Origin of the sequence: Streptomyces sp. NBC_00989, from assembly GCF_045162655.1 — a bacterium.
Classification (GTDB): Bacteria; Actinomycetota; Actinomycetes; order Streptomycetales; family Streptomycetaceae; genus Streptomyces.
On the sequence record NZ_CP108728.1, the window covers coordinates 7,380,808 to 7,393,674 of the forward strand.

The 12,867-nt window shown below is 70.6% G+C and carries 11 protein-coding genes; 7 read left to right on the forward strand and 4 right to left on the reverse strand.

What is annotated here, in order from left to right; all coding sequences use genetic code 11:
- Positions 1-42: 42 nt before the first annotated feature.
- Positions 43-582, reverse strand: a complete 540-nt coding sequence (locus OG714_RS32920; protein WP_406126482.1) for a CGNR zinc finger domain-containing protein — start codon at positions 580-582, stop codon at positions 43-45.
- A gap of 108 nt (positions 583-690) precedes the next feature.
- On the opposite strand from OG714_RS32920, the gene OG714_RS32925 reads away from it, so the two are divergent.
- The 6 genes from OG714_RS32925 (at position 691) to OG714_RS32950 (ending at position 6,941) form a co-directional block, all read left to right on the forward strand.
- A complete protein-coding gene (locus OG714_RS32925; protein WP_406126484.1) occupies positions 691-1,143 on the forward strand; it encodes a VOC family protein in 453 nt (150 codons plus the stop codon).
- A gap of 20 nt (positions 1,144-1,163) precedes the next feature.
- Positions 1,164-2,054 carry a pyridoxamine 5'-phosphate oxidase family protein gene (locus OG714_RS32930; protein WP_406132039.1) on the forward strand — a complete coding sequence of 297 codons (891 nt, stop codon included), beginning with the start codon at positions 1,164-1,166 and terminating at the stop codon, positions 2,052-2,054.
- 10 nt (positions 2,055-2,064) lie between these two features.
- A complete protein-coding gene (locus tag OG714_RS32935) occupies positions 2,065-2,523 on the forward strand; it encodes an NUDIX hydrolase (protein WP_406126485.1) in 459 nt (152 codons plus the stop codon).
- A gap of 274 nt (positions 2,524-2,797) precedes the next feature.
- On the forward strand, positions 2,798-4,570 hold the full coding sequence (locus OG714_RS32940) for a TIGR03767 family metallophosphoesterase (RefSeq protein ID WP_406126487.1): 1,773 nt from the start codon (positions 2,798-2,800) through the stop codon (positions 4,568-4,570).
- Positions 4,571-4,668: 98 nt separating this feature from the next.
- A complete protein-coding gene (locus OG714_RS32945; protein ID WP_406126489.1) occupies positions 4,669-5,817 on the forward strand; it encodes a serine hydrolase domain-containing protein in 1,149 nt (382 codons plus the stop codon).
- Positions 5,818-5,912: 95 nt separating this feature from the next.
- Positions 5,913-6,941: an aldo/keto reductase gene (locus tag OG714_RS32950; protein WP_406126491.1), complete on the forward strand. Its 1,029-nt coding sequence runs from the start codon at positions 5,913-5,915 to the stop codon at positions 6,939-6,941.
- 38 nt (positions 6,942-6,979) lie between these two features.
- Here OG714_RS32950 and OG714_RS32955 read toward each other — a convergent pair whose 3' ends face one another.
- Positions 6,980-7,438, reverse strand: a complete 459-nt coding sequence (locus OG714_RS32955; protein WP_406126493.1) for a hypothetical protein — start codon at positions 7,436-7,438, stop codon at positions 6,980-6,982.
- 210 nt (positions 7,439-7,648) lie between these two features.
- On the opposite strand from OG714_RS32955, the gene OG714_RS32960 reads away from it, so the two are divergent.
- Entirely contained in the window at positions 7,649-8,857 is a 1,209-nt protein-coding gene (locus OG714_RS32960; RefSeq protein ID WP_406132040.1) for a glycosyltransferase, read from the forward strand.
- Positions 8,858-8,945: 88 nt separating this feature from the next.
- Here the strand turns inward: OG714_RS32960 and OG714_RS32965 are convergent, their stop codons facing one another.
- Positions 8,946-9,983: a hypothetical protein gene (locus OG714_RS32965; protein WP_406126495.1), complete on the reverse strand. Its 1,038-nt coding sequence runs from the start codon at positions 9,981-9,983 to the stop codon at positions 8,946-8,948.
- 206 nt (positions 9,984-10,189) lie between these two features.
- Positions 10,190-12,802 carry an aminopeptidase N gene (gene pepN / locus OG714_RS32970; RefSeq protein ID WP_406126496.1) on the reverse strand — a complete coding sequence of 871 codons (2,613 nt, stop codon included), beginning with the start codon at positions 12,800-12,802 and terminating at the stop codon, positions 10,190-10,192.
- Between the last annotated feature and the right edge of the window lie 65 nt (positions 12,803-12,867).

Consider the following 12,867-nt stretch of genomic DNA (forward strand, 5'->3'; position numbering starts at 1 on the left):
GAAGTGTTGACCGAAACGCTATGAACGTATGGGGAAAACCCCCTATTCGCTCCGCGGGTTCGAACGTGCGTAGTGGCGGGACGCCTTCGCGCGGTTGCCGCAGGCCGCCATCGAGCACCAGCGGCGGGTGCCGTTCCTCGACGTGTCGAAGAAGCGCAGGACGCACGCCTCGTGGGCGCAGCGGCGGATGCGGTCGGGGGCGGTGGCGAGCAGCTCCAGGTAGTTGCGGGCGGCGAGCCAGCCGGGGCCCCACCGGGGGTCGCCGAACTCGGGGATCTCGCCGGGGCCCTCGGCGGTGAGCGTGGCCCGGATCCGGCCCTGGTCGAGGACGAGGTCGAGGTCCTCGGTGCGGGAGCCGTCCACCGCCGCGTGCAGCGCGTCGCGCGCGATCGTGGTGTGCAGCAGGGTGACCGGGTTCGCCTCGAACCGCTTGTCGAGCCCGGTCGAGCCGAGCCATACGGCGAGCCCGCCGGGGCTGGAGAGCAGGTCCTGCATCGTCCCGTCCCGCATCCACCGCGTGTTGAGCAGGTCGAGGGCGAGCGGCTCGCCGATGAGCGGCCGGGGGTCCGGGCTGGTGGTCATGGAGAAGCTCCCTTCTGATCTAACCGGTCAAGACTACGTGAACGGTTGACCCGGTCGATTCTAACCACTAACATCATCGACAACGGTTATATCGGAGGAAGGCTCTTCATGACCCTGCACACCGGCCACGTCGGCCTGAACGTCACCGACCTCGACCGTTCGCTCGCCTTCTACCGCGACGTCCTCGGCTTCGCGGTCCTCGCCGAGGGCAAGGACGACGACCGCCGCTACGCGTTCCTGGGCGACGGCGACGGCGACGGCCGCCCCGTCCTCACCCTCTGGCAGCAGGCGCGGGGGCCGTACGACAGCGACCGCGCCGGCCTGCACCACCTGGCGTTCGCGGCCGACTCGATCGAGCGGGTCCAGCGGTACGAGGAGGCGCTCAAGGCCTATGGCGCCGAGTTCGCGTACGAGGGCGTGGTCGCCCACCGCGAGGGCGCGGCCTCGGGCGGCATCTTCTTCCACGACCCGGACGGCACCCGCCTGGAGATCTCGGTGCCGGCCGGCGCGGAGGACGCCCCGGCCCCGAACGCCGACGCCCCGACCTGCGGCTTCTTCTAGCCGTGGAAGCCACTGAGGCCATGGGCGCCTATCACGCGGGCTCCCGCGCCGTGCAGGACCGGGTGGGGGTGCGTGAATTCGCCGACCACGTCGGCCGGATCATCGGCCAGGGCATCAAGCCCGTGGCCGCCGCCTTCCTCGAACTCCAGCCCCTCCTGATCCTGGGCGCCGCCGACCCCGCGACGGGCCGGGTGTGGGCCTCACCGCTCACCGGCGCCGCCGGCTTCGTACGCGCGACGGGCCCGCACCAGATCTCGATCACCGGCGGCACCCGCCCCACCGACCCCCTGACCCCGGCCCTCGCCGAGGCGCGGGACCTCCCGGTCGGCACGATCGCCCTCGACCCCCGCACCCGCCGCCGTATGCGAGTCGACGGCCGACTCCGGCGTACGGCACGGGGGTTGGCGATCGAGGCGGAGCGGGTGTTCTCCAACTGCCCCAAGTACATCCAGCGGAGAGAGTCCTACGAGACGGTCGCCGACCGCGAGCCCGACCCGCTCCGGCACAGCACCGAACTGACCACCTCCCAGGCCGAGTTCATCGCGGCGGCCGACACCTTCTTCCTCGCCACCGTCCACGAGCACGGCGCCGACGCCAGCCACCGGGGCGGCAACCCGGGCTTCGTACAAGTGACTTCACCCCGCGAACTGGTCTGGCCGGACTACACGGGCAACGCCATGTTCCTGAGCCTGGGCAACCTGCTCGCCGACCCGCGCGCGGGACTCCTCTTCCTCGACTGGACCACGGGCACGACCCTCCAACTCACCGGCGAGGCAAGGACGGAGTTCGACGAGGACGGGGAGCGCAGGGTGCGTTTCGCCGTCACCGAGGTAGTCGAGAGCGCCGCCGCGATCCCACTGCGCTGGTCCGCGCCCGAATACTCACCTGCCAATCCGGACCCGGCACATTAATGTCTGCCGGATGCGCAAGAAGCTGAGAGTCGCCGCCTACGCCGTCTGCGTCCGGGACGGACAGCTCCTGCTCGCCCGGTCACCGGCAGCGGGCGGGGGCTACGAGTGGGTGCTGCCCGGCGGCGGCATGGACCACGGCGAGCACCCGAACGACACGGTCGTACGGGAGCTGGAGGAGGAGACCGGTTACCACATCGAGGTCACCGGTCTCCTCGGCATGGACTCGATCCACCATGTCATCCCGTGGAGCTACCGGCGCAAGGTGGACCACCACGGCGTCCGGATCGTCTACGAGGCCAGGATCGTCGGCGGCGAGCTGCGCGACGAGATCGGCGGGTCCACCGACATGGCCGCCTGGCATCCGCTGGACGACGTACCCGGCCTGACCCGGGTCCGGTTGATCGACGTGGCGCTGCGGCTGTGGCGGGAGCGGCCGGCGGTCGGACGGGTCGAGCACTCCCCGAAATAGCTCCGGATCGGCTCCGGAATAGCTTCAGTACCCCGGCAGATGAACACGGAGTAGCCGCTTCCAGGCGGCTCGACGAGCGTTCACGAACGCACAGGGGGCGCCAAGATCCACGTACGGTGATCGGCGCCACGCGTTGCCGTCTCGTTTACGCGCAGGTCATCCCCGATGCCAAGCATCCAGTACGAGCGGGAAGTTCGCGACCGCGATCGAAAACCGATCGCCGCGAACACCCGCGACCACTGCCGACGCAGTTCGTACTCGGGGAGATCGCGCCATGTCGCGCACACGCTCTGTCGCCAGCTCCGCGCTGGGGGTCAACCGCCGTACCGTCCTCGCCGCCACCGCGGCCGTGTCCGTCTCCGCGGGCGTCGGATACGCCCTACGGCCCACCGACAGCCAGGCCGCCACCGCAACCGTCGATGCCGCCAACGCCGCCGCCGAGGCGCCCGTCGCGCACTCCCGCCCGGCGCCGGCCGCACCCCTCACCCCGTACACCAAGGGCACCACCCTCGCCACGGTCGCCGCCCCGCGCACCCACTCCGGCTACCGCCGGCTCGGCGACGGCGCCGGGTGGAAGCGCGTCGTACGCGCCGACCTCGCCGCCGCCAAGTCCGGGCGCGCGGGCCGCCGTACGGCACTCGCGTCGTTCGTGCAGTTCACCGACCTGCACCTGATGGACACCCAGCACCCGCTGCGCCTGGAGTACCTGCGCTCGACCGACAAGCACGCGTGGCGCCCGCACGAGGCGCTGACCGTGCAGGGCGGGATCTCGCTGGTCGAGCGGGTCAACGCGCTGCGCGGTGCCCCGGTCACCGGCTCCCCGCTGCACTTCGTGATGACCACCGGCGACAACACGGACAACAACGCCAAGTCCGAGCTGGACTGGTTCATGAAGATCATGAGCGGCGGGCGCTTCACCCCCAACACCGGCGACCCGCGCCACTACGAGGGCGTCATGAACAGCGGCCTCAAGCTGTACTGGCAGCCCGACTCCACGCTGCGCGACGGCGACAAGCAGGTCGGTTTCCCGCACCTCAAGGGCTTCCTGGCCGCCGCGATCCGCGAGGTCCGCAGCCCCGGCCTCAACCTGCCCTGGTACTCGACGGTCGGCAACCACGACGCGCTCCCGCTCGGCTGCTTCGGCTCGCACGCGGACCCGTACCTCACCGAACTCGCCATCGGCGGCAAGAAGTTGATGACGGCGACGGCGGCCGAGGCGAAGAAGCTGCAGAACTCGATCCGGGACGCCAAGGACCCCAAGGGCACCGGCTACCGCGACTTCCTCAAGGCGCACGCCCGCTCCGCGCGCTCGATCACGCCGGACGAGACCCGCGCCCCCTACACCTCCGCCGAATACCTCAAGGCCCACCTCGACCCGGCCTACCAGGGCCTCGGCCCGGTCGGCCACGGCTACTCCTCCGCGAACGTCGACGCGGGCACCCAGTACTACGCGTTCCGCATCGCCGACGACGTGATCGGCATCAGCCTCGACACCACGGACGCGGGCGGCCACTACGAAGGGTCCATCGGGGCAACGCAGTTGAGGTGGCTCGACAAGACACTCCGCGACAACAAGGACTCGTACGCGGTGATCTTCAGCCACCACACCAGCGACACGATGGACAACACCCGCCCCGACCCGGCCCACCCCACCGAGCGCCGCTACGAGGGCTCGGCGGTCGTCGCCCTGCTCGGCAGCCACCCCAACGTGCTGGCCTGGGTCAACGGCCACATCCACCGCAACGTCATCACCCCGCACGCGGCGCCCGACGGCCGCAGCTTCTGGGAGATCTCCACCGCCTCGCACGTCGACTATCCCCAACTCGCCCGCGTCATCGAGCTGGTGGACAACAAGGACGGCACGCTCTCCCTCTTCACCACGCTCATCGAGTCCGCGGCCCCGCACCGCACCGACTTCTCCGACCTCACTCAGACCGGCCTCGGCGCCCTGTACCGCGAACTGTCGTACAACGCACCGGGTTCCAGCACGGCGCTGGGCGGCGCCGCGAGGGACCGCAACACGGAGCTGCTCCTGAAGAAGGGCTGAAACTCACTCAACTGGCGTACACCCGGGCAACCTTGGCCACATGCCCTCGGGTCCCTCCCCCCGACCGAGCCGAACCGGGCTCGACGAAGGGGGAAGGCATGAGAGTTCGTACGGCACTCATGGCGACGACGGCGGTGGCGCTGTCCGTCGCCCTGGCGGGACCCGCGACGGCGGCGGAGCCCGTCGGAAAGGGCCAGGACCACACCGCCACCCGTAAGGCCGTCCAGGCGGCCGTCGACATCGGCGTCCCCGGCGTCACGGCGACGGTGAAGGACCGCCGCGGCACCTGGTCGACGACAGCCGGTGTGGGCAACCTCCGCACCGGCAAGCCGCGTTCGGCCGACGACCGCTACCGGGTGGGCAGCATCACCAAGACGTTCGTGTCGACGGTGATCCTCCAACTGGAGGCGGAGGGACGCCTGTCGCTGGACGACAAGGTGGAGAAATGGCTGCCGGGCGTGGTCCACGGCAACGGCCACGACGGCACCAAGATCACCCTCCGCGAGCTCCTCAACCACACCAGCGGCATCTTCAACTACACGGCGGACGACGACTTCGGCACCGCGTACTTCACCAGGGACGGCTTCTTCCAGCACCGCTACGACACGAAGACCGCGGCCGACCTGGTGGCGATCGCGATGTCCCACAAGCCGGACTTCGCCCCGGGCACGTCGTGGAACTACTCCAACACGAACTACGTACTCGCCGGGATGGTGATCCAGAAGGTCACGGGCCACTCGTACGAGTCGGAGATCCGCCGCCGCATCATCAACCCCCTTCACCTGAAGGCGACTTCACTCCCAGGCACGAGAGTCACGGTCCCGCAACCGAGCGGCCACGCGTACAGCAAGCTGGCACGAACACCGACGGGCCCGACGTACGACGTCACGAACCTGAACCCGAGCATCGCTTCTTCGGCGGGCTCACTGATCTCCGACTCCTCCGACCTGGACCGCTTCTACGGGGCGCTGCTGCGGGGCGAGTTGCTGCCGCCGAAGCAGCTGAAGGAGATGAAGACGACGGTGGCGACGGGCGAGGGCGGCGACGCCACGCGCTACGGCTTGGGCCTCGCCGACATCACCCTGCCCTGCGGCGTCCATGTCTGGGGCCACGACGGCGGCATCCACGGTTCGTCGTCCGTGGCGGTGACGACGGCGGACGGGCGGCATTCCCTGGCGTTCAACTTCAACGGGGACTGGTCGGGGGACGCGGGGGCGGTGGTGGTGGGGGAGTTCTGCGGCAAGTAAGGGCGCCGTGGGCGGGCTCGCTTGCGTAAGCGGAACAAGGTTCCATATGCTGTTCCGGAACCTTGTTCCGCTTCCCTGTCCTCCTGAGGAGAGCCATGCACTACCGCACACTGGGCCGCACCGGCATCAAGGTCAGCCCCTACTGCCTGGGCGCGATGATGTTCGGCGCGATCGGCAACCCCGACCACGACGACTCCGTCCGGATCATCCACAAGGCGCTGGACGCGGGCGTCAACTTCGTCGACACCGCCGACGCCTACTCGCGCGGCGAGTCCGAGGAGATCGTCGGCAAGGCGCTCAAGGGCCGCCGCGACAACGTCGTACTGGCGACGAAGGCGCACCTCCCGATGGGCGACGACCCCAACGAGCGTGGAAACTCCCGGCGTTGGCTGGTCCGCGCGCTGGAGGACTCCCTGCGCCGTCTCGGGACCGACCACGTCGACCTGTTCCAGATCCACCGCCCCGACCCGGACACGGACGTGGAGGAGACCCTCTCGGCCCTCACGGACCTGGTGCGCGCGGGCAAGGTGAGGGCGGTCGGCACGTCGTCCTTCCCCGCCTCGGACATCGTCGAGGCGCAGTGGGTGGCGGAGCGACGCGGCCTGGTCCGCTTCCGCACGGAGCAGCCGACGTACTCGATCCTCAACCGGGGTATCGAGCGCGAGGTACTGCCCGTCTGCGAGCGCTACGGCATGGGCGCGCTGGTCTACAGCCCGCTGGCGGGCGGCCTGCTCACCGGCCGCTACCGCAAGGACCGGCAGGCCGACACCCACCGTTCCGCCTTCGGCTTCAAGCACCTCGCCGACGAACACCGCCTCGACACGGTCGAGGAGCTCGTGGCCCTCGCCGAGAAGGCGGGGCTCCCGCTCACCCACCTGGCCATGGCCTTCGCGATCGCCCACCCCGGCGTCACCTCGGCGATCATCGGCCCCCGCACGATGGCCCACCTCGACGACCTGCTCGCGGGCGCGGAGACCGTCCTGTCCGACGAACTCCTCGACGCGATCGACGAGTTGGTGCCGCCCGGCACGGACGTCGGCACGCTCGACATGGCGTACGCCCCGCCGGCCGTCCAGCGGTCCGGGCTGCGCAGGCGTCCGGCCGGGGAGCGCACGGCGGCCTGACCGACGGGAACAGGGCCGGTGTCGAGGCCGGGAGCCGTCTACGCGTCCAGCTCGATACCGCGAGGGGCCTTGCCGTCCTTGTGGCGGTTGACGAGGAGCAGAGCGGAGCAGCCGACGGCGCAGGCCAGCCCCGCGTACAGCAGGGGCGAGGCCCAGGGCCACACCATCTCGGTGCTGTACCCGCTGCTCCAGTGGCAGCTGACGGACAGCGGGAAGCTGTCCACGTGCACCGATGTGAGCGTGAAGTGGCCCGGGGTTTGCGAGCGCACGCCGTCCGGGGCCCTGTCCGCGCACACGTCGAGCGGGTTCGTGTAGGCGAGGCCGTAAACGGTTCCGGCCCCGTAGGCGATGATCGCGGCCCCCGTCCCGATCACCGCCCAACGGGCCGGCCACGAGGGCTTCCTCCTGCTCGCCCACAACGCGTACGGAACCGCCCCGAAGGCGACGAGGAAGACGCTGATCACGGGTGGGCCGAAGATCGCGAACAGGGACACCATGAGCCGAAACTACGTTACCCGCGGTACCCGGCTATCCGGTGCCGGCGGCCAATTGACCCCCGGATAACCAACCGGACCCAGACACGAGACGCCCAGTTCATTCGGACGAAATGTCCGTGCCGCCTCATAACGGCTAACCCGCTGTTCACGGGGATGGCTCGATTCATACGCAAGGCGGGTGGTCGTGTGCGCGCTAGACACGAGCTGCACGTGCTGTCGGTCTACGAGGGGTTCTTCTCCGGAGGAGCCCGCATCGTCCACAGCGACGTCGTACTGGGACTGGTGGAGGGCGGCCAGCACCATACGGTGCTCAGCATCCACGGAGAAGTACACCGAGAAGCAACCCGGCAGGCCATGGAGAACGACGCCTGCTATCAACAGCTGACCGCGGCCGGCGTCGGCGTCTCCACCCTCGGCCGCAGCTTCGGCGGCGGTGACGACCAGGCCACGGTGGGGTTCACCGGGCCCGAACTCGCCGACGCCGCCCGCGCCCTGGCGGACGCCGACGTCGTCCTGTCGCTCAAGGAGCAGCCGCTCTCGCTGCTCAACCAGGCGGGCCTGCCCCGCCGCCCCGCCGTCGTGTGCCTGCACCGTTCGGACCCCGAACACTCGGGCACCGCCCTCGACGAACTGAAAGCCGCCATCGCCGACGGCAAGGTCGTCGCCTGCGTCTGCTGCGCGGAGTCCACCCGCGACGCCTACCAGGCCGCCGGCATCCCGCCCGAGGTCCTCCACGTCATCCCCAACGGCGTGGACCTGCTCCGCTTCCGTCCCGATCCCGCCCGGCGGCTCGCCCTGCGCGCCTCCCTCGGCGTCCCGGACACCGCCCCCGTCGTCGTCTTCGCGGCCCGCTACGCCACGATGAAGAACATCCCGCTCTTCCTCCGCGCCGCCCACGAGTGGCTACGGCGCGAACCCGCCGGGCATGTCCTCATGTGCGGCGCGGGCATGACCGGCCACGACCAGCCCGCCCTCTCCGCCGACATCGACGACGCCTTCGGGGAGGACCGGGAGCGACTCACCAGCCGGCTCCATCTCCTCGGCGTACGGCGGGACATGGAGACCGTCTACGCCGGGTCGGACGTCGTCGCGCTGACGTCGTCCTTCGGCGAGGCCGCGCCCCTCTGTCTGATCGAGGGCATGATGTGCGGGGCCGTACCCGTCGCCACCGACGTCGGCGACAGCGCGTCCATCGTCGCCGGGCACGGCATCATCACGCCCCCCGACCCGGACGCCGTCGCGTCGGCCTGGACCGAGGCGGTCGTCGGCCGCGCGGAGTTCGCCAAGGCCCACGCCCGCAGCCGCGAACGCTTCAGCCGTACGCGCATGATCGCCTCCTACGCCGCCCTCATCGACGGCCTCCACGCGGGACACACGACGACGAGCGCCGCCCCGCCGCCGTTGCCCGAGCCCCTGTAGGCACATAGGAGGAGAGGACATAGGAGGAGGGGCCACCGACCCCCCGGTGGCCCCTCCTCTCCCCTCCTGATCCCGCCCCGGTCCGTCACTACCGGGGCAGCACCACGACATACGCGGCCGGATCGCGGTCCGCCGACGCCATGAGCGCCGTACGGACCACCGCCGCCTGCTGCTCCATCGCGTCCCGGAGCTTCTTCGGGGTGATGTGGACGACCGTGATGCCCAGCCGCTCCAGGTGCTCGCGCTTGCGGGCGTACTCCGACCACAGCGCGTCCTCGTCCTGGCGCGGTGCACGGGTGTCCAGCTCCACGGCGACCGCCTGCTCGGGCCAGTACGCGTCCAGGCCGCCCAGGTGCGGGCCGCCGGGCAGGCGCAGGTCGACGTTCCACACCGGGTCGGGGAGGCCGTGCTCGCTCACCATCCGGTAGAGCCGGTCCTCCGCGATCGCGCGGCCCTCGGCCAGCAGCGAGTCCACCGCGTCCACCACGTGCGGGCGGCTCAGCAGCTTGGCGTTGTTCAACTCCCGTACCACCGCGGCCGGTTCGCAGTGCCCGCCGCGCACCGCCTCGGTGAGCAGCCCGCGTACCGCGTTCGCGTCCGACAGTTCGGCCACCGCGTCCGCGAGGGCCCGCGGCACCGGGGCGACCGGAACACCCTTCACCTGCTGCGCGGCGGGGAGCGACGCGGTGCGGACGATCCGCGCGCAGCCCGTCGAGCGCAGCCGGCGCATCCGGGGGACCAGGACGTCGATGTGCTTGAGGGAGGGCAGCTCCGGCGCCGACGTGAAGCCGTGCAGGGTCAGCGCCGCCAGGCCCGTGAGCATCGTCTCCGTGTACGTCGGCCGGTGCGGCCCCTCCGCGCCGGGCTGGACCGGGACCCCCGCCGTCCGCTCCCGCGCCGCGTACATCAGCACCGCGTGCAGCCGCTCCTCGCCGGTGGGCGGGCCGGAGTGCAACAGGACGACGCCGGGGAGGAGTTGCTGCCACGGCCCGTCGGGACGGCACTGCTCGTTCACCTCGGCGGCCGGGACGCCGTGCGCCCGGAGCTGAGCCGTCGTCAACACGCGGCGGTGCACCTCGGAGAGGTGGCTGAGGGGGCGGGGGGAGAGCGGGGTGTTGTGGTTCATGCAACGGGGTTTCCCGCGCCGGATCCGGTCCCTAACCGCTGTTACACGCCCGTCGACAAATCCGGACAACGCGGTACTAAAGGACAGGCGTTCGGATGCCGAGTAGGCGCCGAAAACCCCTGGTCCGGATGGGGTGGACCAGGGGTTACGGCTGCGATTACCTGTATTCAGTAACGGTCACTCAGAGGCCAATCGCAGGCCAAGGGTCAGCCCTGAGCGCCCCGCCCCTCGTTGTCCGCAGCCTGCGCCCGCAGTGCCCGCGCCAGGTCGTCCCGCGACTCCAGCACCAGCCGCCGCAGCGCCGGCGCCGCCCCTTCGTGGGACGTCAGCCACGCGTCCGTCGCGTCCAGCGTCGCCTGCGCGTCCGCCGCGGCCGGATGCGCCGGGAACAGCCCCCGCACCACGTCCACGCCGATCTGGATCGACCGCTCCGTCCACACCCGCTCGATCGCCGCGAAGTACTTCTCCGTGTACGGCGCGAGCAACTCCCGCTGCGACGGCTGCGCGAACCCCGCGATCGTCGCCTCGACCAGCGCGTTGGACAGCGCGTCCGACTCCACGACCTGCGCCCACGCCTGCGCCTTGACGGCCGCCGAGGGGCGGGCGGCGAGACAGCGGACCTGGTGACGCTTGCCGGACGCGGTGTCGTCCCGGGCCAGCTCGGCGGCGACCACGGCCTCGTCGGCGGCGCCGTGCGCGGTCAGCGGCTCCAGGAACGCCCAGCGCAGCTCCTGGTCGACGGCCAGGCCCTCGATCTTCTCCGTACCGTCCAACAGGGCGTGCAGCAGCGCCAGTTCCTCCGGCGCCGACGCCACCGACGCGAAGAAACGCGCCCACGCCAGCTGTTGCTCGCTGCCCGGCTCGGCGTCCCGCAGATCCCGCAGCGCGATGTGCGCCAGGATCTTCGCACCGGTCTCGCGCCACCACGGCGGCGAGTAGTTCACCAGCGCCGAGTTCGCCCAGGCGTGCAGCATCTGGAGGACACCGATGTCGCTCTCCCGGCGCCCGAACTGCGCCACCAGGTCGATGAAGTCGGGCGCCAGCAGCAGCGCGTCCCGCGTCATGTTCCACAGCGCCGACCAGCACAGCGCACGCGCCATCGGGTCGGTGAGCGCGCCGAGGTGCTCGCGCAGGGTGGCCAGCGAGGTCGCGTCGAAGCGGGTCTTGCAGTACGTGAGGTCGTCGTCGTTGACGAGCACCAGCTCCGGGGCGTCCGCACCGGCCAGCTCCACCACGACCGTCCGCGGACCGTCGACGTCCACCTCGGCCCGCTCGTACCGGACGAGCCGCTTGCCCTCCATCCGGTAGAGGCCCACCACCACGCGGTGCGGGCGCAGCTCGGGGTGCGACTCGGCCGCGTCCTGGAGCACGGTCAGCTCGGCGACACGGCCGCCCTCCACGTCCAACACCAGCTGCGGAGTGAGGGAGTTGACCCCGGCCGTCTGGAGCCACGACCGCGACCAGGACGCCATGTCCCGCCCGCTCGTCTCCTCCAGCACCGACAACAGGTCACCGAGGCGCGTGTTGCCGTACGCGTTCCGCTTGAAGTAGCGGCGCGCGCCCTCGAGGAACGCGTCCTGGCCGACGTACGCCACCAACTGCTTCAGTACGGAAGCCCCCTTGGCGTACGTGATGCCGTCGAAGTTGAGCTTCGCGTCCTGGAGGTCGCGGATGTCGGCGGTGATGGGGTGCGTGGAGGGGAGCTGGTCCGCGCGGTACGCCCACGCCTTGCGGCGGTTCGCGAAGGTGATCCACGCGTCGGTGAAACGGGTCGCGCCGACGTTCGCGAACGTGCCCATGAAGTCGGCGAACGACTCCTTCAGCCACAGGTCGTCCCACCACTCCATGGTGACGAGGTCGCCGAACCACATGTGCGCCATCTCGTGCAGGATGACGTTGGCCCGGCCCTCGTACGACGCCCGCGTCACCTTCCCCCGGAAGATGTACTCCTCGCGGAACGTGACGAGCCCCGGGTTCTCCATCGCGCCGAGGTTGTACTCCGGCACGAACGCCTGGTCGTACTTCCCGAACGGGTACGGGTAGTCGAAGTGGTCGTGGAAGAAGTCCAGCCCCTGCTTCGTCACCAGGAACACGTCGTCGGCGTCGAAGTACGGCGCCAGACCCTTGCGGCACATCGCGCCGAGCGGGATCCGAAGCGTCGTACCGTCGTCGAAGGTACGGGAGTAGGAGTCCGTCACGTAGTGGTACGGGCCCGCCGCGAACGCCGTGATGTACGTCGAGATCGGCTTCGTCTCCGCGAACTTCCATACACCGTCGGCCAGTTCGCCGACACCGTTGCTCCACACCGTCCAGCCCTCGGGGGCCCGCACCTCGGCGCGGAACGGCGCCTTGAGGTCCGGCTGCTCGAAGTTGGCGAAGACCCGGCGCGCGTCGGCCGGCTCGTACTGGGTGTAGAGGTAGATCTCGCCGTCCTCGGGGTCGACGAAGCGGTGCATGCCCTCGCCGGTACGCGAGTACGCGCACTGCGCGTCGACGATCAGCTCGTTCTCGGCGGCCAGGTCCTCCAGCTGGATCCGCGTGCCGTCGAAGACCGCGCCCGGGTCGAGGTCCTTGCCGTTCAGCGAGACGGCGGTGACGGCCGGTGCGATCAGGTCCGCGAAGCTCGCCGCGCCCGGCTCGGCGCAGCGGAACCGGACCGTCGTCACGGACCGGAAGGTCCGCGGCCCCGCCGCGGTGCCCTCGCCCCCGGCGGAGTCACCCACCGCCGAGCGCAGGTCGAGGGACACGTCGTACCCGTCGACGGACAGCAGGGCGGCCCGCTCACGGGCCTCGTCGCGGGTCAGATTCTCACCGGGCACGGAGGCACTCCCTCGGATGGCGTTCGCTGTGCGGTCAGGGCCGATCCTGCCATGTGCCCCTGACG